This window comes from Luteimonas lutimaris, from assembly GCF_039537065.1.
GTDB classification, from domain to species: domain Bacteria; phylum Pseudomonadota; class Gammaproteobacteria; order Xanthomonadales; family Xanthomonadaceae; genus Luteimonas; species Luteimonas lutimaris.
This window is the reverse complement of the sequence record NZ_BAAAZU010000004.1, coordinates 39,347-61,298: the sequence shown is the minus strand read 5'-3', so window position 1 is coordinate 61,298 and position 21,952 is coordinate 39,347. Positions and strand designations below refer to the sequence as shown.

The 21,952-nt window shown below is 68.9% G+C and carries 13 protein-coding genes; 5 read left to right on the top strand and 8 right to left on the bottom strand.

Going from position 1 to position 21,952, the window contains the following annotated elements; genetic code table 11:
- Positions 1 to 207: 207 nt before the first annotated feature.
- From ABD679_RS04425 to ABD679_RS04415, 3 genes are read right to left on the bottom strand one after another with little or no spacing between them, the layout of a single operon-like run.
- Positions 208 to 3,279, bottom strand: coding sequence for an efflux RND transporter permease subunit (locus ABD679_RS04425; RefSeq protein WP_344758752.1), 3,072 nt, complete (start codon positions 3,277 to 3,279; stop codon positions 208 to 210).
- Positions 3,276 to 6,770: an efflux RND transporter permease subunit gene (locus tag ABD679_RS04420; protein ID WP_344758751.1), complete on the bottom strand. Its 3,495-nt coding sequence runs from the start codon at positions 6,768 to 6,770 to the stop codon at positions 3,276 to 3,278. Before ABD679_RS04420 ends, ABD679_RS04425 begins: the two co-directional genes overlap by 4 nt.
- Positions 6,770 to 7,909 carry an efflux RND transporter periplasmic adaptor subunit gene (locus tag ABD679_RS04415; RefSeq protein WP_425561844.1) on the bottom strand — a complete coding sequence of 380 codons (1,140 nt, stop codon included), beginning with the start codon at positions 7,907 to 7,909 and terminating at the stop codon, positions 6,770 to 6,772. Before ABD679_RS04415 ends, ABD679_RS04420 begins: the two co-directional genes overlap by 1 nt.
- A gap of 230 nt (positions 7,910 to 8,139) precedes the next feature.
- Between ABD679_RS04415 and ABD679_RS04410 the strand changes: the two genes are divergently transcribed.
- The gene (locus ABD679_RS04410; RefSeq protein ID WP_344758749.1) at positions 8,140 to 8,547 is read left to right on the top strand and encodes a c-type cytochrome; all 408 of its coding nucleotides are present in this window, start codon (positions 8,140 to 8,142) and stop codon (positions 8,545 to 8,547) included.
- Positions 8,548 to 8,555: 8 nt separating this feature from the next.
- Positions 8,556 to 8,996: a c-type cytochrome gene (locus tag ABD679_RS04405; RefSeq protein WP_344758748.1), complete on the top strand. Its 441-nt coding sequence runs from the start codon at positions 8,556 to 8,558 to the stop codon at positions 8,994 to 8,996.
- Between the two features lie 148 nt (positions 8,997 to 9,144).
- Here ABD679_RS04405 and ABD679_RS04400 read toward each other — a convergent pair whose 3' ends face one another.
- On the bottom strand, positions 9,145 to 10,887 hold the full coding sequence (locus ABD679_RS04400) for a hypothetical protein (RefSeq protein WP_344758746.1): 1,743 nt from the start codon (positions 10,885 to 10,887) through the stop codon (positions 9,145 to 9,147).
- A 27-nt stretch (positions 10,888 to 10,914) separates the two neighbouring features.
- Positions 10,915 to 11,508, bottom strand: coding sequence for an NfuA family Fe-S biogenesis protein (locus ABD679_RS04395; protein ID WP_344758745.1), 594 nt, complete (start codon positions 11,506 to 11,508; stop codon positions 10,915 to 10,917).
- Between the two features lie 186 nt (positions 11,509 to 11,694).
- On the opposite strand from ABD679_RS04395, the gene ABD679_RS04390 reads away from it, so the two are divergent.
- Entirely contained in the window at positions 11,695 to 12,036 is a 342-nt protein-coding gene (locus ABD679_RS04390; RefSeq protein ID WP_344758744.1) for a 4a-hydroxytetrahydrobiopterin dehydratase, read from the top strand.
- 98 nt (positions 12,037 to 12,134) lie between these two features.
- On the opposite strand, the gene ABD679_RS04385 is transcribed toward ABD679_RS04390, so the two are convergent.
- The 3 genes from ABD679_RS04385 to ABD679_RS04375 all read right to left on the bottom strand — a co-directional run bounded on the left by ABD679_RS04385 (position 12,135) and on the right by ABD679_RS04375 (position 19,373).
- On the bottom strand, positions 12,135 to 12,920 hold the full coding sequence (locus ABD679_RS04385) for an NAD kinase (RefSeq protein ID WP_344758743.1): 786 nt from the start codon (positions 12,918 to 12,920) through the stop codon (positions 12,135 to 12,137).
- Between the two features lie 118 nt (positions 12,921 to 13,038).
- Entirely contained in the window at positions 13,039 to 18,009 is a 4,971-nt protein-coding gene (locus tag ABD679_RS04380) for an NAD-glutamate dehydrogenase (RefSeq protein WP_344758742.1), read from the bottom strand.
- Positions 18,010 to 18,224: 215 nt separating this feature from the next.
- Entirely contained in the window at positions 18,225 to 19,373 is a 1,149-nt protein-coding gene (locus ABD679_RS04375) for an acyl-CoA dehydrogenase family protein (RefSeq protein ID WP_344758741.1), read from the bottom strand.
- A 240-nt stretch (positions 19,374 to 19,613) separates the two neighbouring features.
- Here ABD679_RS04375 and ABD679_RS04370 point away from each other — a divergent pair, with 240 nt between their 5' ends.
- Complete coding sequence (locus ABD679_RS04370; protein ID WP_344758739.1) at positions 19,614 to 20,543, top strand: ArsR/SmtB family transcription factor; 930 nt, start codon at positions 19,614 to 19,616, stop codon at positions 20,541 to 20,543.
- Between the two features lie 121 nt (positions 20,544 to 20,664).
- Positions 20,665 to 21,750, top strand: a complete 1,086-nt coding sequence (locus ABD679_RS04365; protein WP_344758737.1) for a homocysteine S-methyltransferase family protein — start codon at positions 20,665 to 20,667, stop codon at positions 21,748 to 21,750.
- Positions 21,751 to 21,952 lie beyond the last annotated feature (202 nt).

The window sequence follows — 21,952 nt, the reverse complement described above, 5'->3', positions numbered from 1 at the left end:
GCGTCGCACCGGAATGTGCGCAGTTTCTTTGCGCCAGGTTTCTTTGCACAGGCAGGGAAAGGTGGCTCGCGCGCTCAGCGCGCGAAACGCCATTGAACTGGATCTTGATCTCCGCGGAACCCCCAAGGGCAGCTCGCTGCGCTCGCCCCCTCATCCGCCTTCGGCACCTTCTCCCGCTTGCGGGAGAAGGGCCCGGTTTGTCTGGCGCTAGCCTTCCGTCAACACCGCCGCCGGCACGTCGGCAACTCCCCTCGCCCGCCGCACCAGCCGCGCCGTCCCGCGGCGCAGGTCGTCGAGCATCGCGTAGATCGTCGGCAGGAACAGCAGGCTGACCACGGTCGAGAACGCCAGCCCGCCGGCGATCGCGCGCGCCATCGGGTAGTACGGCGGCATGCCGTCGGCGGTGTCGGTCTGCAGCGCGATCGGGATCATCGCCAGGATCGCCGTGCCCATCGTCATCATGATCGGGCGCAGGCGCTCGCGGCTGCCCTCCACCAGCGCCTCCATGCGGTCCATGCCGCGCCGGCGCAGGTTGTTGATGTGCTCGATCATCACGATGCCGTTGTTCACCACCACGCCCATCAGCACCAGGATGCCGATCACCGCCATGATGTTCATCTCGGTGCCGGTGATCCAGAACAGCCAGTACACGCCGAAGATCGAGAACAGCACGCACGACATGATCGCCGCCGGGAACAGCAGCGACTCGAACACCGCGGCCATGATCACCAGCATCAGCACCAGCGCGATGGCGATCGCACGCACCATCTGGTCCATGCCGTCGAAGTTGATGTTGAAGCTGCCGCTGTCGAAGGTGTAGCTGTAGCCGGGCGGGAACTCCATGCCGTCGAGCGTCGCCTCGATCGACTTGCGCGCCTGGTCTATGGCCACGTCCTTGGCCAGTCCGGCCTCCACGCGCAGCATGGTCTGCCGGTTCAGGCGCTGGATCGACGTGGCCGAGGGATTGAAGCTGACCTCCACCAGCGCGCCCAGCGGCACCTCGGTGCCGTCCGGCGCGCGGACCATGAAGCCGGACAGGTCCTCGAAGCCGTAGTCCTCGGAGCCCGCGAAGCGGACGTTGACCGGGATTTCCAGCTCGTCGCGATGGAAGTCGCGCAGCGACGAGCCGCGCAGCGCCATGCCGACGAACTGCGCCACCTGCTGCGCGTTGAAGCCGTACGCGGCCGCGCGCTCGCGGTCCACGCGCACCGACAGCTCGGTGTTGGCGTCGCCGGTGTCCACGCGCACGTCGCGCAGGTTGGGGTTGCGCGCCAGCATCGGCACGATGTCGTCGGACAGTTCCTTCAGCACCTCCGACGAGTCGCCGACCAGGCTGAACTTGATGCCCTGGTCCTGGTTGTCCGCGCTGCCAGGCCAGCCGATGCCGGTCTTGGCCCGCGCCGACGGCGGCAGGCCCGCGCGTACCTTTTCCTCGATCTGCTTGCTCAGGTCGCGGTCGTCGATGTCCAGGAACAGGCGCGTCATCGCCCAGCCCTGCTCGGAGTAGCGGCTGTAGACGCGCTCGACGTGGAACTCGTCGCGGTGGGCGTTGACGAACGCCTCCACCTTCGCCACCTCGTTGCCCATCTCCTCCTTGGAGTAGGCGCCGCGCCACTGGTAGAAGATGTTGATCTCGCTCGGGTCGCCGTTGTCGGTGCTGCCCTGGGTGTGCGTCATCGGCCACATGCTGGCCAGCGAGATGGCGAGGATGCCGGCCACGCTCCAGCCGCGGTGCTGCAGGGTCCAGCGCAGTGCACGCGCGTAACGGTCCTGCAGCCGGCTGATGAACGACGACTTCAGCGCCGGCGGCGTCTTCATCCGCGCCGACAGCATCGGGATCAGGCTGACGGCCACCAGCCACGAGGCCAGCAGCGACACCGAAATCGTCACCGCCAGCTGCGACAGGTAGACGGTGATGATGTTCTTCTCGCCGAAGATCATCGGCAGGAACACCACGCAGTGGCACAGCGTGCCGGCCGACAGCGCGATGGCCACGTGGCGGGTGCCGACAATCGACGCCAGCGACGGCCGGCCGGGATATTTCTCGCGTTCCTGGTAGATGCTCTCGACCACGACCACGGCGTTGTCCACGAGCATGCCGACCGCCAGCAGCAGGCCCATCATCGAAATGATGTTCAGGGTCAGCCCGGCGAAGTACATGAAGCCCAGGGTCATGATGAAGCAGATCGGGATCGCCAGGCTCACCATCAGCGTCGACGGCCAGTGGCGCAGGAAGCCGTACAGCACGACCACCGACAGCAGCAGGCCGATCGCGCCGGCCTCGGCCAGCGCCGACAGCGAACTGGTCACGGCCTGGCCCTGGTCGTCGGTGACCTCGAAGCCGATGCCGCGCATCGACGGGTCCTGCTCCAGCACCTCGATCTCCGCGCGCACCGCGCGCGACAGGTCGACCAGGTTGGCCGAGCGCTCCCGGTAGATGTCCACGCCGACGCTGGGCCGGCCGTCCATCTGCCGCACGTAGCTCATGCGCTGCGGCTGCAGGCTGACGTCGGCGATGTCCGACAGGCGCGTGCCGGTGCCGTTTACCGGCAGGTCGCGCAGGGCCTGCAGCTGCTGCAGTTCGCCTTTTGGCTGCACCCGCAGGCGCCGCCCGGCCTCGGTGATCTGTCCCGCGGAGACCGAGAAGTTGGCCGCCTGCAGGCGCTGCACCAGGTCGTTGAGCACGACGCCGTGCGCGCTGAGGCGGTCCTTGTCCAGCGCCACCAGCACTTCCTGCTTCGCCACGCCCTCCACTTCGACGCGGGCCACGCCGGGCAGGCGCTCCAGCCGCTGCTTGAGGCTGCGCTCGATCAGGTCCGCGCGCGCGGTCAGGTCCTCCTTGCTGCTCAGGCGCAGGCTGATCGCCTCGCGGTCGCTGGTACTCCAGCGCTGCACGTAATAGCGCCGGAAATCGTCGGGCAGCTGGTCCCGGATCGCGTCGATGCGCTCGCGCGCCTCGGATGCGGCGATGGCGATGTCCTGGTTCCAGTCGCTGAATTCGACCTGGATCGACGCACCCTCGGCGTTGGCGCGCGAGTTCATCGAGCGGATGCCGGGCATCGTCGCCAGCGCCTCTTCCACCGGCCGCAGCAGGTTGCGCTCGACTTCCTCCGGCGTCGATCCCGCGTACGGCAGCGAGACGAAGAAGAAGGGGATGGTCGCTTCCGGTTCGGCCTCCAGCGGCAGCCGGAAGGCGGCGATCAGGCCGATCGCCACCATCGACACGAACAGCATGATGGTGGTGACCGGACGGTGGATCGACAGCTCGGTGATGTTCATCGCGCGGGCTCTCCCGCCCCGCCGCCGTCGTCCAGGGCGTCCTGTTCGTGCGCCAGCACTTGCGCGACCTGCTCGGCGTCGCGGCGGGCGCGGCGGCCGCGCTCGACGTACGAGGCGTCGGGCGTGCGATCCAGCAGGTCGTAGACCACCGGGATCACCAGCAGCGTCAGCAGCGTGGAGACCAGCAAGCCACCGATCACCGTGATCGCCATCGGCGAACGCACCTCTGCACCCTCGCCGAAGGCCAGCGCCAGCGGCAGGAAGCCGAACACCGCGCACAGCGTGGTCATCATGATCGGCCGCAGGCGCGAGCGCGCGCCTTCCACCAGCGCCTCGCGCTTGGCCACGCCCTGTTCGCGCAGCTGGTTGACCTTGTCGATCAGGATGATCGCGTTCTTCACCACCAGGCCGACCAGCAGGATCAGGCCGATGAACACCACCACCGACACCGGCGAGCGCGTCAGCAGCAGCGACGCCACCGCGCCCACCAGCGCCAGCGGGATGGTGAACAGGATCACGAACGGATGCAGCAGCGATTCGAACTGCGAGGCCATCACCAGATAGACCAGGAACACCGCCAGGCCGAACGCGAACAGCAGCGAGCGGATCGATTCGCCCAGCTCCTGGCCCTGGCCGCCGATGTGCATGCCCACGTCCGCGCCCAGCGGGTTCTTCGCCACCATGTCCTGCACCTCGGTGATCGCGGTGCCCAGGTCGATGTCGCGCAGGTTGGCCGACACGATCGCCACGCGGCGCTGGTCGGAACGGTGGATCTCGCTCGGCCCGGTGGTGGCGATGATGTCGGCGACCGACGCCAGCTCCACCGGCTTGCTGCCGGTCGGGTTGACGATCAGGTGGCGGATGTCGTCGACCGAAGACCGCTCGGACTCCTGCAGGCGCACCAGCACGTCGATCTTGCGGTCGCGGAAGCTGTAGCGGGTGGCGACGTTGCCCTTGACCTTGTTGACCACCGCGTCGGCGATCTGGCGCGTGGTCAGGCCGAGCGCGGCGGCACGGTCCTGGTCGAACACCACCTGGATCTCGGGGAAGCCCTGCTCCACCGACGACTTGACGTCGGCGTAGTGCCCGTTCTGCCGAAGCATGTCGGCCAGCCGGTTGCCGGCCACGCGGATCTGGTCGAGGTTGTTGCCCTCGATCTCGACTTCCAGCGGCGGCGACAGCGCGAACAGCTCCGGGCGCGCGAAGTCGACCTGTGCCTCCGGCCACGCCTGCATGGTCTTGCGCAAGCCTTCGACCAGCTCCGGTTCGCGGCTGGCCTCGTCCATGACCACGGTGAGCTTGCCGATGTTCTCGCCGCTCTCGGTCGGGCTGGCATCGAGCCGCGTGCCGGTGCCGGACACGCCGTACAGCAGGCGCACGCCCTCGTCGCCGGCGTGCTGGCGCTGCACTTCGCGCACCAGCGCGTCGGTCCGCGCCAGCGGCGTGCCCGGCGGCAGCCGCGCGGTCATCTCGAAGCGGTCCTGCGCCAGCTGCGGGATCAGGTCCGCGCCCAGCAGCGGCACCACCGCCAGGGTCGCGGCGAAGGCGATCGCGGCCACGCCCAGCACCGGCCAGGGCCGCGACAGAGCCGCCGGCAGCATCCGCATGTAGCCGGCCTCGGCGCGATTGTAGGGCGCCATCGCCAGGTCGCTGGCCTTGCGCATCACCGGGCCGACCACCGCGGTGATGCCGCGGAACACGCGCACGACCGACCACACGATCGCGAAAAATCCGTAGCGGAACACCGCGCCCACGCCGCGCCCGGCCAGCGCCGCCGGCTTCTGCCAGCGGCTTTGCGGACGCCAGGCCTCGCGCGGCGGCTCGTCGGGGAACTGCATCGGCGGCCGTCCCTTGAGCGCGCTGAGCATCGGGATCAGGGTCATCGACACCACCAGCGACACCGCGATGGCGATCGCCACGGTCAGCGCCTGGTCGCGGAACAGCTGCCCGGCGATGCCTTCGACGAACACCAGCGGCAGGAACACTGCGATCGTCGTCAGCGTCGAGGCGACCACCGCCATGAACACCTCGCGGGTACCGGCGATCGCCGACTCCAGCACGCCCAGCCCGCGTTCGCGCGCTTTGGCGATCGACTCGAGCACCACGATCGAGTCGTCCACCACCAGGCCGGTGGCCAGTGCCAGGCCGCCCAGCGACATCACGTTGAGGCTCAGCCCCAGCTGGCCCATGAAGAAGAACGTGGTGATGATCGAGATCGGCAGCGACAGCGAGATGACGAACGTGCTCCAGCCGTCGCGCAGGAACAGGAAGATGATCAGCACCGACAGCAGGCCGCCGATCACCGCGTCGAGCTTGACGTCGCTGATCGCGTTGCGGATGAAGACCGACTGGTCCTCGACCACGGTCAGCTCGATGTCGCCCGGCATCTGCTCGCGGACGGTCTTCAGCCGCGCTTCCAGCGCGTCGGCGGTGGCCACGGTGTTGGCGTCGCCTTCCTTGTAGACGGCCATTTCCACCGCCTCGCGGCCGCCCGTGCGGATCACCGCTTCGCGCTCCTTGTAGCCCTGGCTGACCTGGGCCACGTCCTTCAGCCGCACCTGCGCGCTGATCCCGCCGCCGCTGTCGCCGCGCAGCGCGGCGATCACGTTCGGGTCGCGGCTGCCGAGGATCGCCGACATCAGCTGGCTGTTGTCGCCGGTCGACGACGACGAACCGCTGCTCGAACCGCCGGCCGTGGTCAGCAGCATTTCGCGCATCTGCTCGACCGTTGCGAACTGGTTGACCGTGCGCACCAGGTAGCGTCGCGTGCCCTCTTCCAGGCGCCCGCCGGACAGGTTCACGTTTTCCTGCTGCAGGCGCTGGATCACGGTATCCAGCGACAGCCCCAGCTGGGCCAGCTTGCGCTGGTCGATGTCGACCTGGATCTCGTCCTCCAGGCCGCCGCCGACCTTCACCGCCGCCACGCCGGAGACCGGTTCCAGCTTGCGCTTGAGGTCCTCGTCGGCGTAGCGCCGCAGTTCCATCAGGCGCCGCACGGCGTCGGCCTCGCCGCCGCTTTCGTTCTTCGAGGACAGCGCCAGGCGCATGATCGGCTGCGTGGACGGGTTGAAGCGCAGCAGCACCGGCGGATCGGCGTCGAGCGGCAGCTGCAGCGTTTCCATCTTGTCGCGTACGTCCAGCCCGGCCTGCTGCATGTCGGTACCCCAGGCGAACTCGAGCACGACATCGCTCTGCCCGGTGCGCGAGATCGACTTGAGCTTGCGCAGCCCCTTGACGATGCCCAGCGCCTCCTCGGCCGGCTGCGAGATCAGGGTCTCGACCTCGGCGGGCGCGGCGCCCTCGTAGTCGGTGCGCACGGTGAGCGTGGGATAGCTCAGGTCAGGCAGCAGTTCGACCTTGAGCCCGGACAGCGAGATCAGGCCGAACAGCACCAGGGTCAGCGTCATCATCGCGATGGTGACGCGGCGGCGGGTGGCGAATTCGATCAGGTCGAACCCGCGCGCCGCGGGGACGGCGTCGTGCCCTGCCATCAGCGCGGCGCCTGCGCGGCCGGCACCTTCGCCTTTGCGTCAGCCTGCGCGGGCGCGTCACGGTCGAGGACCTGGACGGTGCTGCCCTCGCGCAGCGCGGCCTTGCCGGCCACGACCACGGCGTCGCCTTCCTTCAGCCCTTCGCGGACCTCCACCCAGCCCGAGTCGTCGTAGCCAAGCTTCAGCACCGTGCGCGCGGCCTTGCCGTCGCGGGCGACGTAGACCGCCGGCTCGCCGCCGTCTTCCAGCAGCGCCGCGCGCGGGATCACCAGCGCATCGGCGCGCTGGTCGTAGTTGATGCTCAGGCGGCAGAACATGCCCGCGTGCAGGTCGCCCTGGCCGGGGAACGCGGCGACCACGCGGAACGTGCCCGTGCCCGTGTCCACCACCGGCGACACGCGGTCCACGGTGCCTTCGAAGGTGCGCCCCGGCAGCGCGTCGGCCGCCAGGGTCACCGACTGCCCCGCCTGCAGCTTGGCCAGCTCGCGCTCGGGCACGTTGAGCGTCACCTCCAGCCGGCTGCCGTCGACGATGCGGAAGATCGGCGAGTTGATCTGGACGAAGTTGCCCGGCTTGATGTCGCGCGAGGCGACCACGCCGGAAATCGGCGCGGCCACGCTGGTGTACGACAGCTCCAGCCTGGCCATGTCCCAGGCGGCGCGCGCGTTGGCCAGGTCGTACTTGAGCTGGTCGAGGTCGTTGGCGCTGACCATCTGCTGCGCTTCCAGCTGCACGGCGCGCTTGTAGTTGGCTTCCAGCTTGCGCACCTGCGCCGCGGCCTGCGCGACCTGCAGGCGCGCGCGATCCGAATCCAGGCGCACGAGCACCTGCCCGGCCTTCACCTGCTGGCCTTCCTCCGCGAACACCTCCATCGCAATACCCGAGGTCTTGGCCACCACCTGTGCCTCGGCGCGTGCCTCCAGCGCGCCGGTGCCGGTGTAGCTGGCCGCGACTGCGCGCCGGGTGGCCTTGGCGACTTCCACCGGGACGGCGTCTGTGCCCTTCGCCGCCTCCGCCGCCCTGGCCTGGGCGACGCCCTCGCCGTGGTCCCCGCAGCCGCCCAGCGCAGCCGTGCCGGCCACCAGGACGCCCGCCAGCAATGCCTTCGCCACGCCTGAAAACATGGTGTTCCTGTCCATCTTCAAAAGAGACCCCTACGGTGTTGTAGCAAGGTATATCACCTCGCTCCCGGGCGGCATCCGCCAGAGGTCATGGTGACTGCCGGCGGATGCCGGGCAAGGTGGGGACAGGTGGGTCCCTTTGGGTTGATCTCAAGCTGTCGCTATACTGTTGCGGTTACGCATCGGCGACGCGCGATCGCGTGACCAGCCAGTTCCATTCCAGCCATTCACGATTGCGGATACCGATTATGACGCGACCGCTGCCGATCGCCGCCAGCCTTGTCCTTGCCGTGCTTTCCGTCGCGGCATTTGCCCAGACCGAAACCGCGGCGCCCGAAACCGCCGAGCCCGCCCCGGCCGCGGCGCAGCCGGCCGAGAGTGCCGCTGCCTCCACCGCGCCGACAGGTTCGGCCGAGCGCGGCAAGCAGCTCACCTACACCTGCCAGGGCTGCCACGGCGTCACCGGCTACAAGAATGCGTACCCGAACTACCACGTGCCGCGTATCGGCGGGCAGTCGGCGACCTACCTGGTCAACGCGCTGACCGAGTACCAGAAGGGCACGCGCAAGCACCCCACCATGCAGGCACAGGCCCACAGCTTCTCGGAGCAGGACATCGCCGACATTGCTGCCTACCTTTCGGAGCTGAAGCCGTGAGCCGCGCCATGACCCGTACCCCCCTCCTTGCCATCGCCCTCGCCTCCGCCGTCGCGCTCGCGGGCTGCTCCGGCGGCGACACGCCGGTCGAGCACTCCGCGTCGGACCGCAGCGCGGGCCACACTTCCTCCTCGGCCGGCCTGCCCAATGGCCACGTCGACGCCGGCGAACAGCTCGCCCACGCCAAGGGCAAGGCCACCGGCCAGTCCTGCGTGGACTGCCACGGCGAGGAAGGCAACGCGCCCATCGACGCCAGCTACCCGAAGCTCGGCGGCCAGTACTACGACTACATCGCGCATTCGCTGCAGGAGTACCGCGACGGCAACCGCGAGCACGCGCTGATGTCGCAGCAGGCCAAGGACCTGACCGACCAGCAGATCGCCGACCTGGCGGCCTACTTCGGTTCGCGCGAGACGCACCTGCGCGACCTGCACGGCGTCAACAAGTAGTCGTTCCGCGCAGTCGCCTGCTGGCGACACGCTCGAAAAGGCCCGCGCTTGCGGGCCTTTTTTGTTTTTCTCCGATCCCGGGGCCACGCTTCCAGCCGGCTGTCCGGTTGCACTCCGCACAGCCCGCTGACGGACCCGCTGCGGCCAGCTACTGCGATCCAGGCGGCTTGCCCAGCGCACCCTGGTTTTCCTGCAGTTCGGGCTTGAACGGCACGTCGGGCGGTTCGCGCGCCTCGGCTTCCACGTCCTGCAGGTTGGGATCGGTGATGTCGCAGGCACCGCCCAGTGCCAGCAGGACAACCGAGCACTTGATGGTCTTGCTGGTGCCGGGGATCGGGATCAGGACTTCCTTGATGCTCCGGCGCACCCATTCCTGCAGCAGGGTCTCGTTGGGCACCCAGAACTTGTCGAAGGCAGTCGGCGTGTAGTCGATCGGCGGGCGCTTGAGCCAGGTGCCGTTGCGGTCGATCTTCTCGAAGTCCTCGGTGATCGTCCCCGGCGGCAGGCCGCCACCGACCTTGCCGTCGCCGGACGCCAGCTTCGGTGAGCCGTCGGCGTTGAACAGTCCGGACGTGCCCGCCTGGCCGCCGGGACGGTTGCGGTCGGACATGCCCCAGTCGTCGCCCGGCTTCGGCGACGGCAGCGCACCGGGATTGGGCACGGGAGTGGTCCCGCTGCCGGCAGCGGTCACGGACGGACGCGTGCCCTGGCTGGCGCTTTCGCTGCCGCTGGACGGGCGTTCCTGCGCCGCCGTGCCCGCCTGCGACGACGACGATGGCTTCGTGGCGGCGCCGGTTTCACCATCGTCCGGCTGGGCCGACGGCGCGGTGCCGGAAGCCGTCGGTTCGGGCGCCGGAATGCTGCGGGTGGCCACCGACGGCGCCTGCGCCGGCCGCAGGTCGGGTGCGGCGATCGGTGGCGCTGGCGTACGCGGCACTTCGACCGGCGACAGCGGCGCGGGAATCTCGCGGACCGCGACTTCCGCCTCCTGTCGCGGCAGTTCCACCGGCGCCGCCGGCGTCGCGACCTCGCGCGGCTGCGGGGCCGTGACCGGCGCCGGCACTTCCACCACTTCGATCGCGGGCGCGGGCGCGGCCAGTTCCGGTACGCGCACGTCGCGCAGGGGAACCTCGGCCATGCGCACGGGCGGCATGGTGAAGGTCGTGTCCGGCTGCGGGGTTTCCGTCACCTGCAGCGGCTGCTGTACCGGTGGCAGCTCGACGACCGGCTCCGGCACCTGCGGCGAAAGCGTCGGCCGCTCCGGTTCGGGCCGCGTGATCTGCGGCGGCGTCGGCTGCGTGGCGACTTGCTGCTCCGGCTGTGGCTGCGGCGGCATGGGCGCCGCCGGCTGCGGCGTGCGGTCCTCGCCCTGCGCCGCGGCGGCGGGCGTTTCCTCGGCGACGGCCTCGCCCTGCGGCGGCCCGCCGCCTTCGTCTTCCGGCGTGCCTTCGCCGATGAACTCGACCTGGATCACCTCTTCGCCGGCGCTGGCCTCGCCCTGCTCGGGAATGGCCATGATGCGCACGTAGGCCAGGTAGGCCAGGAACAGCGCGAAGAACAGGTGCGCCAGCAGCGTTATCGCCATGGCCAACACGCGCAGCCCGCGCTCGTCCTCGCTGGCCGGATGCCACTGCTGGCGCCAGAGCGTGTTGAAGGCCCGCCAGCGGTCGAGCGTCGCGGTCGCGCGCGGCGGCAGCTTCGGCTCGCGCGCCATGAAAATGGCGATGAATGCCTCGGCCGTGGCGCCGGTCACGGCGCCGACGCGTACCTTCAGCGCATCGAACCACGCCGTCCAGCCGGGCGGGAATTCGCCGGGCGCGCGACCCGGACGCAGGGATCGCCTGCGGCGGCGCCACAGGGCTTCGATCAGGTCGGCGGAAGAAAACGTCATCCAGCAGCCGCCGGCGCCATCACCGCGTCACGCGGAACCGCGCGCGATGTACGGCGCCGTACCGCTGTCGTGGTCGGTGGCGTCGCGCACCGCGGTCACGCCGGGCACCTTCTCCAGCAGGGTCTTCTCGATGCCCTGCTTGAGGGTGACGTCGGCCATGCCGCAGCCGTGGCAGCCGCCGCCGAAGCGCAGCACCACGACGCCTTCGGCGGTGACTTCCTGCAGCGACACGTTGCCGCCGTGGCTGGCCAGCTGGGGATTGATCTCGTGCTCGATGAGCCAGCGCACGCGCTCGACCAGCGACGCGGATTCGGCGGGCGCCTCGCCCTTGATCTTCGGCGCCCGGATCTGCAGCTGGCCGCCGGTGGCCTGGGTGGCGTAGTCGATCTGCGCGCCGTCGAGGTAGGGCGCGCTGTCGGCGTCGAGCCACAGGGTGAAGCCGTCGCAGTCGATCGCCCACTCGTCGCCGTGCAGGTCGCCGGGTTCGGCGAACTCGAGCCGCACGTCCGCCTTCACCGTGCCCGCGTCCCTGGCCGCCAGCCGCACGCCCATGCCGGGCACGGCCTCGCGTTCGATCAGCTTGCGGAAATGCGCCTGCGCGGATTCTGAAATGTCGATCATTGCGTGCTGCCCTGCCGTCTGTGGCCGGCGCGCGCGGCGATATCCGCGCGGATTCGAAAGTTGCCGACCGTGGCGCGTATTCTAGCGAGCCTGCCGATCCACGTTCGTTCCGGTTCCGTAAAACCGGCGCGGCCGGCAATCCCCGTTCAGCACGCCGCCAGCGCGGCCAGTCCGACAGGAGCCGACATGACCGACCTGATCCCCCTCGCCCAGGCCCGCTGCGCGGCGCGCAAGGGCAGCGAACACAAGCTCACCCAGGCCCGTATCCAGGAGCTGCTGCCGCAGGTGCCGGGCTGGGAACTGCTCGAGGACGGCCACGCGCTGGGCAAGACGTACCGGTTCAAGGACTACTACCACACGATGTCGTTCGTGAACGCGCTGGCGCACATGGCCAACCGCGAGGACCATCATCCGGATCTTGGCGTGCACTACGACCGCTGCGTGGTGCGGTATTCCACGCACGACGTCGGCGGGCTGAGCGAGAACGACTTCATCTGCGCGGCGAAGGCCGAGCTGCTGGCCGGATAAGTCCGCCCAGCCCCGTGGGAGCGGCCATGGCCGCGACGGGCCTTCGCGGAAAGGCATCGCGGCCATGGCCGCTCCCACCGCCACTGCCCGCCGATGTTTCAGCCGCTGGTGAACTGCTCGGCGAGCATCCGCTCCTCGAGATTGTGCTCGGGATCGAACAGCAGGGTCACGGTGCGGTCGCGCGATTCGCGGATCGTCACTTCCACCACGTCGCGCACCTCGTGCGAATCGGCCGTCGCGCTCACCGGCCGCTTGTAGGGATCGACGACGTGGAAGCGGATCTCGGTGTCGGCCTTGAGCACGGCGCCGCGCCAGCGCCGCGGGCGGAAGGCCGCGATCGGGGTCAGCGCCACCACGTTCGAGCCCAGCGGCAGGATCGGCCCGTGCGCGGAAAAGTTGTAGGCGGTGCTGCCCGCGGGCGTGGCGACCAACACGCCATCGCTGATCAGTTCGTCCAGGCGCGTCTGTCCGTTGAGGTCGATGCGCAGGTGCGCGGCCTGCCGGGTCTGCCGCAGCAGCGACACCTCGTTGTAGGCCAGCGAGCCCACGCTCGCGCCCGATTCGGTCTGCGCCAGCATTTCCAGCGGCCGCAGCACCGCCGGCTCGGCCGCGGCGAGGCGTTCGAGCAGGACGCCGGCCGCGTCTTCGGCGCGGTAGTGGTTCATCAGGAAGCCCACGCTGCCCAGCTTCATGCCGTACACCGGCTTGCCCAGGCTGCCGTGGCGGTGCAGCGTCTGCAGCATGAAGCCGTCGCCACCCAGCGGACACAGCACGTCGGCCTCTTCCGGCGCGTGCTGGCCGTGCGCGCCCGACAGCGCGGCCAGTGCCGCCTGCGCGTCGTCGGTCTGGCTGGCAAGGAAGGCGATGCGTGGATTCGCGGTCATTGGCGGCTCCGTGGACGAGCCACGAGCATAACCCGGGCCGCGTGCGCGGCCCGGGTCCCGGTCATCTCCATGCTGCCGGCGGCGCGATTCGGCGCGCCGCCGGCGATCCCGCGCGGCGTCAGCCGTTGACGGTCAGCTGCGCAAGCCGGCGCACGGCCACCGACGCGGTCGGGTAGTCGAGCGTCTTCTGCGCGGCCAGTTCGCCCAGCATCGACAGCGTGAAGCGCAGGGCCGCGTCGTCGCGGCCGATCCACGCCTGCACCTTGGCATCGGCGCCGCTGCCGCGGGTCGAGAGCACCTGGCCGACCAGCGCGCGCTGCTGCGCGGCCAGTTCGTCGCGCAGCACGCCGCGCGCGACCGCATGCCAGCGGCCTTCCACCGGCAGCTGGTCGATCTGTTCGACCAGCCACGGCAGCCGCAGCGCGTCGCCGAGGCGGAAGTGCACCTTGGCCACGTCGACCGGCTTGAGCCTGCGCTCGCGCGCGACCTCGATGATGTCGCAGCACGGCTCCAGGTACGGCAGCGCGGCCAGCTGCAATGCCAGTTCCTCCGGCATGCCCTTGCTGCGCCACTCGGCCAGGCTGGCCTCGTAGGCGGGGCGCTGCGAATCGGGCAGGATCGCGTCGCCCGCGCGGATGTCGCGGAAGCCGTCGTGGTAGCGCTCAACAGCCGTGGCGATGCCGGGAATCGCGCCCGGACGCGACAGCAGCCAGCGCGTCATCGAGCGCTGCAGCGACCAGATCACCTGCAGTGCGTCGATCTGCACGGACTCGGGCACCTTGCCGTCGAGCGCGTCGATCCGCGCCCACAGCTCGCGTGCATCGAGCGTCTCGCGGGTGATGGTGAAGGCCTTCGCCACCTCGTCCGGGCCACGGCCGCTGTCTTCCTGCATGCGCAGCAGGAAGGTCGCGCCCATCCGGTTGATGGTGGAGTTGGTGACTGCGCTGGCGATGATCTCGCGCTTCAGGCGGTGCTGCTCCATCGCCTTGGCGTACTTCTTCTGCAGCGGCCCGGGGAAGTAGCGCACCAGTTCCTTGGACAGGTACGGATCCTCGGGGACGTCGGAGTCGACCAGCTGCTGGAACACCACCAGCTTCGCATACGACAGCAGCACTGCCAGCTCCGGCCGCGTCAGGCCCAGGCCGCGCGCCTTGCGCTCGGCGATTTCGGCATCGGACGGCAGGTACTCGATCTGGCGGTCGAGCAGCCCCTGCGACTCCAGCGTCTGGATGAAGTGCTGCTTGGAGCCCAGCCGCGACACGCTCATCCGCTCCATCAGGCTCAGCGCCTGGTTCTGTCGGTAGTTGTCGTTGAGCACCAGTTCGGCGACCTCGTCGGTCATCGACTTGAGCAGTTTGTTGCGCGCCTCGACCTTGAGCTTGCCCGCCTGCACCTCGCCGTTGAGCAGGATCTTGATGTTGACTTCGTGGTCGGAGGTGTCGACGCCGGCGGAGTTGTCGATGAAGTCGGTGTTGATCAGCACCCCGTTGTGCGCCGCCTCGATGCGCCCGCACTGGGTGAAGCCGAGGTTGCCGCCCTCGCCCACCACCTTGCAGCGCAGCTCGCCGCCATTGATGCGGATGGCGTTGTTGGCACGGTCGCCGACGTCGGCGTTGGTTTCGCCGCTGCCCTTGACGTAGGTGCCGATGCCGCCGTTCCACAGCAGGTCGACCGGCGCCTTGAGCACCGCGCTCATCAGCTCGTTGGGACTCATCGCGGTAACGTCCGCGCCCAGCCCGAGCGCCTCGCGCATCTGCGCGGACACCTGGATCGACTTGGCCGAACGCGGGAACACGCCGCCGCCCTTGCTGATCAGCGCCTTGTCGTAATCCTCCCAGCTCGAGCGTGGCAGCTTGAACAGGCGCAGGCGCTCCTTGTACGAGGTCGCCGAGTCCGGGTTCGGGTCGACGAAGATATGGCGGTGGTCCATCGCCGCGACCAGGCGGATGTGCTTTGAAAGCAGCATGCCGTTGCCGAACACGTCGCCGGACATGTCGCCGATGCCCACGCAGGTGAAGTCCTGCGACTGGCTGTCGCGGCCGAGCGCGCGGAAGTGGCGCTTGACCGACTCCCAGCCGCCGCGGGCGGTGATGCCCATGCCCTTGTGGTCGTAGCCGACCGACCCGCCGGAGGCGAACGCGTCGTCGAGCCAGTAGCCGTGCTCGCGGGCGATGCCGTTGGCGATGTCAGAGAAACGCGCGGTGCCCTTGTCGGCGGCGACCACCAGGTACGGGTCGTCCTCGTCGTGGCGGACCACGTCGCGCGGGTGCACGACCTTGCCGTCGACCAGGTTGTCGGTGATGTCGAGCATGCCGTTGATGAACATCTTGTAGCAGGCGATGCCCTCGGCCTGCAGCGCGTCGCGGTCGGCCGGTGGCTGCTTGACGAAGAAGCCACCCTTGGAGCCGACCGGCACGATCACGGTGTTCTTCACCATCTGTGCCTTGACCAGGCCCAGCACCTCGGTGCGGAAATCCTCGCGGCGGTCGGACCAGCGCAGGCCACCGCGCGCCACCGGACCGAAGCGCAGGTGGGTGCCTTCCACGCGCGGGCCGTAGACGAAGATCTCGCGGTACGGACGCGGCTTTGGCAGGTCCGGCACGCGGGCCGAATCGAACTTGAAGCCGATGTAGTCCTTGAACCCGCCGTCATTGCCGGACTGGTAGTAGCCGGTGCGCAGGGTGGCGTCGATCACGCCCATGAAGCTGCGCAGGATGCGGTCCTCGTCGAGGCTGGCGACGCGGTCGAGCAGCGCCTTGAGCGCGTCGCGCGCGGTGTCGTACTGGACCTCGCGCGGCTTGCCGCGGGCATTGACGACCTTGCCCAGCGTCTTCAGCGCATCGATATCGCTGCCGCTGAGCTGCTTGAACTGCTTCTCCAGGCGGCTGGCGGCCTCCGTGGCCGCGGCCTTGGCCTCCTTGTCGCGGCCCGGCTCGAAGCGCGCTTCGAACAGTTCCACCAGCAGCCTGGCCAGCAGCGGGTAACGGGAGAAGGTTTCCTCCACGTAGCTCTGCGAGAACGGCACGCCCACCTGCAGCAGGAACTTGCAGTAGCCGCGCAGCATCGCCACCTGGCGCCAGGTCAGGCCGGCGCCAAGCACGAGGCGGTTGAAGCCGTCGTTCTCTGCGTTGCCGCGCCAGACCTGCAGGAACGCGTCCTCGAAGGCATGGCCGACCGCGCCGATGTCGAACTCGCGCACCGACTCGACCTCGAAGTCCTGCAGGTAGGTCGGCGTGCCGTCGATCTGCAGCAGGTAGGGATGCTCGGTGATCACGCGCAGCCCCATGTTTTCCATCATCGGCAGCGCGTCCGACAGCGGCAGGTCGTTGTGCTGGCGGTAGAACTTCAGGCGCAGGCCGCCGACACCTTCGTGGTAACGGTGCAGGCTCAGCGCCAGGTCGTCGGGACCGGCAAGCGAGGACAGGTGGCGGACGTCGTCGACCGCGATATCGGTGCCGGCTTCCTGCAGGTAGGGGGTCGGCAACGGACGGCCGTAGCGCGACGCCAGCGCCAGGCCCTCGTGTTCGCCGTGCACGGCCACCAGCGCGTCGCGCAGGTCGTCGTGCCAGTTGCGCACGATGTCGGCCAGCTCGGCCTCGAGCGCGGCCTGGTCGAGTTCGAACTTCTCGCCCGCGCGCGGGCGCACGATCATGTGCAGCTGCGCCAGCGGCGACTCGCCCACCTGCATGTTGGTGTCGACGTGGTCGGCGTGCAGCGCGCGCTTGAGCAGCGCTTCGACGCGCATGCGCAGATCGGTGTTGTAGCGGTCGCGCGGCAGGTACACCAGCGCCGAGTAGAAACGGCCGTAGCGGTCGGGGCGCAGGAACAGCTTGCTGCGCACGCGCTCCTGCAGGCCGAGGATGCCGGTGGTGAGCTTGAGCAGTTCCTCCTCGCCGGACTGGAACAGCTCGTCGCGCGGCAGCGTCTCGAGGATGTGCTTGAGCGCCTTGCCGCTGTGGCTGTTCGGCTTGAGGCCGGACTCGCGCATCACGTACTCGAAGCGCTCGCGCACCAGCGGGATGTCCCACGGGCGGCGGTTGTAGGCGCTGGAGGTGTACAGCCCGAGGAAGCGCTGCTCGCCGGTCGGCCGCCCGTCGGGGCCGAACTCCAGTACGCCGATGTAGTCCATGTAACCGGGGCGGTGCACCGTCGAGCGGGCGTTGGTCTTGGTCAGGATCAGCGCGTCGACCGCGCCCGACTGCGGCATGTAGTGTGCCGCCAGCGACTTGAGCAGGCGCGGCTTGCCCACGTCCTTCGAGCGCAGCAGGCCCAGGCCGCTGTCCTCGATGGCGCACAGGATTTCTTCCTTGCCCTTTTTCTTCACCACGTATTCGCGGTAGCCGAACAGGGTGAAGTGGTCGTCGGCCGCCCAGCGCAGGAATTCCTGCGCCTCGTGGCGCCCCGCCTCGCCGACCGGCATCTTGCGGTCGCCGATGTCGTCGGCGACCTGCAGCATCTTCTCGCGCATCGCGCCCCAGTCGGCGACGATCCCGCGGACCTCGGCCAACACGGTCTTCAGCCTGGCCTTGACCTGCTCGATCGCGTCGCCGGTCTGGCGGTCGATCTCCATGTGGATCAGCGACTCGGGATCGCCCTCGCCCACCGCGGCCAGCTTGCCAGCCCTGTCGCGGGTGATCGGCGCCACCGGGTGGCCGAGCACGTGCACGCCGATGCCAAGTTCGGCCAGCGCCATGGTCACCGAGTCGACCAGGAACGGCATGTCGTCATTGACGATCTGCAGCACCGTGTGCGGCGAATCCCAGCCGTGCGTCTTCTCGCTCGGGTTGAACAGGCGCACGTTCGCGGTACCGCGCTTGCGGCTGCGGGCGAAATCGAGGAAATCGGTCGCCAGCGCGGCCCAGCCGTCCGGGCTGTGCAGCGGCAGCTCGTCGGGGGTCAGGCGGTTGTAGAAGGCGTCGGCGAATGCGATCGCATCGTCCTGGCCCGCCTTGCCCGCGCGCTTGCGGACGACCTCGAAGATCGGATCCAGCAGGGCGGTCGCGTCGCGGCCCGGCTTGCGGCGCTGGCGAGCGGAGTCGACCTTGCGCCCGGCCGGGCGCGAGGTGGCGGATTTGCGTGGCGTGCTCATGGGAGGTATCCGATGATGGGTGGAGCGCGTGCGAATGCCGTGCTCCGGGGTGGAGGGTCACAACACTGGCGATGCCTGGCGCGGAATGCTCAGGACGGATACGGGTGGGTGGCGACCCGCGGCGCGGCGATCGTGGTCCGGCGGCGATCGCGGCCGCGTCCGACCGGACAGGCGGTTCTGTCCGAACGGCAGGTCCCGGAAGGCATGGACATCGCTCAGCGCAACCCGGTCTCGTGGCGGGCGATGACCAGTCGCTGGATCTCGCTGGTGCCTTCGTAGATCTCGGTGATCTTGGCGTCGCGGAAGTAGCGCTCGATCGGCATTTCCTTGCTGTAGCCCATGCCGGCGTGGATCTGCACCGCCTGGTGGGCGATCCACATCGCCGCCTCCGAGGCGGTGAGCTTGGCGACCGCGGCCTCGGTGGTGAAGCGCTTGCCCTGCCCCTTCAGCCACGCCGCGCGCAGCGTCAGCAGCAGGGAGGCATCGAGCTTGCACTTCATGTCGGCGATCTTGGCCTGGGTCATCTGGAACGTACCGATCGGCTGGCCGAAGGCCTTGCGCTCGCGCACGTACTCCAGCGTGGCCTCGTAGGCCGCGCGGGCGATGCCGATCGCCTGCGAGGCGATGCCGATGCGGCCGGCGTCGAGCACGCCCATGGCAATCTTGAAGCCCTGGCCCTGCTCGCCCAGCACCTCGTCGGCCTGCACGACGTAGTCGTTGAACTCGATCTCGCAGGTGGCCGAGGCGCGGATGCCGAGCTTGGGCTCGGTCTTGCCGCGGCCGAAGCCCTCGCGGGTGGTATCGATGAGGAAGGCGGTGATGCCGCGCGCGCCCTTGTCCGGATCCGTCATCGCGAACAGCACGATGTATTTCGCCACCGGGCCGGAGGTGATCCAGCTCTTCTTGCCGTTGACGACGTACGTGCCGTCGGCCTGCTTCACCGCACGGCAGCGCATCGCGGTGGCGTCGGAGCCGGACTGCGGCTCGGTCAGCGCGAAGGCGCCGATCTCGTCGCCCTCGGCGATCGCGCGCACGTACTTCTGCTTCTGTTCTTCGGTGCCGTGGGTCAGGATGCCGTTGCAGAACAGCGAGTTGTTGACCGACATGATCGTCGAATGCGCGGCGTCCGCGGCGGCCACCTCGACCATCGCCAGCACGTAGGCGACCGAGTCCATCCCGGCGCCGCCATACTCGGCCGGCACCTCGATGCCCATCAGGCCGTTCTGGCCCAGCAGGCGGATGTTGTCGAGGGGGAATTCGCCGCTCCTGTCGAAGCCTTCAGCGCTGGGGGCGATCTTTTCCTGCGCGATGCGCCGCGCCACGTCCTGGATCATCAACTGTTCTTCTGTGAACCCAAAATCCACGTCGCGCGCTCCGCCTTGAGGTCAGACGGCCAATTGTAGCCGGGGCCCGCGGAGAACCGAAGAACCCGGCGCAAGGCCAGTCATGTTGCGTCCGCATTCGGCCTCCCCTGCCCGGCATCCTTCCGGCACGCCTCCGGCATTGCGTCCGTCGCGTGCAGGCACCGGAGGCCAGCGCCCCGCGCTTGACCTCTCCCGTCGCACGGGGGAAACTTATCGCTATATCGCGATAGGAAGATATCCATGGATCTCGAGGGCTGGTCGACCCGCCTGAAAGTGCTGGCCGACGCCACCCGCGTCCGCCTGTTGATGCTGCTGGAGGGCGAGGAGCTGACCGTCGCCGAACTGTCGGCAATCACCCGCCTGGCCCAGCCGCGCGTGTCCACCCACCTGGCGCGGCTCAAGGAGGCCGGTCTGGTGCGCGACCGCCGCTCCGGGGTATCGGCCTACTACCGCTTCGACGAAACCACCCTCGATCCGGCCCAGCGCAGCTTGTGGCAGGCCCTGAGCGCCGGCAGCGACGACCCGCTGCTGCGCCAGGACGCCGAGCGCGTCGCCGCCGTGCTGGCCATGCGCGCGGCCGACCAGAACTGGGCCGACTCGGTGGCCGGCGACATGGAGCGCCACTACTCGCCCGGCCGCACCTGGGAGGCGCTGGCGCGCTCGGTGCTGCCGCTGTTCGAGACCGGCGACGTGCTCGACATCGCCTCCGGCGACGGCGTGCTGGCCGAGCTGCTGGCCCCGCATGCGCACCGTTACGTCTGCATCGACAGCAGCACGCGCGTGGTTGCGGCTGCCAGCGAGCGCCTGCGCCAGTACCGCAACGTCGAGGTCCGCGAGGCCGACATGCACGCCCTGCCCTTCAAGGACCGCAGCTTCGACCTGGTCGTGCTGATGCACGCGCTGACCTACGCCACCCGGCCCGCGCAGGCCGTGGCCGAATCCGCGCGCGTGCTGCGCCCGGGCGGCCGCCTGCTGCTGTCGAGCTTGGCCCGCCACGAACACCGCAGCGTGGTCGAGGCCTACGGCCACGCCAACCTCGGCTTCACCGAGAAGGAACTGCGCAAGTTCGTCGACAAGGCCGGCCTGTCGGTACAGAACTCCGAAACCGTCACCCGCGAGAAGAGGCCGCCGCACTTCGAGGTGATCTCGCTGATCGCCAAGAAACCATGAGCATTCTTTTGCCACGGATCGAATCGGATGGGCGCGGATCAAGCGAACAAATGAAGCAGCTTCATCCGCGCTCATCGGACCTGACCCGTGACCGAGCCGCTTTCCTGCAGGAATCAGGCACATGACCATCCTCCCCTGGCTGCACCCGGACCGCGTTGCCGCGCTCGAAGCCACACTCGCCCGACGCATCCTCGTGATCGACGGCGCGATGGGCACCATGATCCAGCGCCACCAGCTCGAAGAAACCGACTACCGCGGCGAGCGTTTCGCCGACGGCTTCGACAGCCGGCAGGCCGGTGGTGCGGATCGCCAGGGCCACGACCTGAAGGGCAACAACGACCTGTTGACGCTGAGCCGGCCGGACGTGATCGCGGCGATCCACGCCGAATACCTGGACGCCGGCGCCGACCTGGTCGAAACCAACACCTTCAATGCCACCGCCATCAGCCAGGCCGACTACCACCTGCAGCATCTGGTCCACGAACTCAACCGGGAAGGCGCACGCATCGCCCGCGAATGCTGCGACGCCGCCGAAGCGTCGACGCCGGACAAGCCCCGCTTCGTGATCGGCGTGCTCGGCCCGACCAGCCGCACCGCGTCGATCAGCCCCGACGTCAACGACCCGGGCTTCCGCAACACCAGCTTCGACCAGCTGCGCGAGAACTATCGCGAAGCCGCCGAGGGGCTGATCGACGGCGGCGCCGACGTACTGATGGTCGAGACCATCTTCGACACGCTCAACGCAAAGGCCGCGTTGTTCGCGATCGAGGAAGTCTTCGAGGCCCGCGGCGGGCGCCTGCCGGTGATGATTTCCGGCACGATCACCGACGCCTCAGGACGCACGCTGTCCGGGCAGACGGCAGAGGCCTTCTACGCTTCGGTCGCGCACGGCAAGCCGCTGTCGATCGGCCTGAACTGCGCTCTGGGCGCGAAGGACCTGCGCCCGCACGTCGAGACGCTGTCGCGGATCGCCGAGGGATACGTCAGTGCGCATCCCAACGCCGGCCTGCCGAACGCCTTCGCCGAGTACGACGAGACGCCGGAGGAAATGGCCACGACGCTGAAGGAGTTCGCCGAGTCGGGCCTGCTCAACTTCGTCGGCGGCTGCTGCGGTACCACGCCCGACCACATCCGCGCGATCGCCGAGGCGGTCGCCGGCGTCGCGCCGCGCAAACCACCATCAGCCACGCTGGCCGAAGCCGCCTGACGTCCCTGCCTGACATGCGCCCTGTTCCTCTGATCCCGAATTTCCTGTCATTCCAAAGCTCCTGTCATTCCAAAGCTCCCTGTCATCCCAAAGCTTCTTGTCATCCCGAGCGCAGCGAGGGATCTGCTTTGTCCGTGGGCAATGAAGCAGATCCCTCGTTGCGCTCGGGATGACAAGCCAAAGCGGACGACAAGCAAAGCAA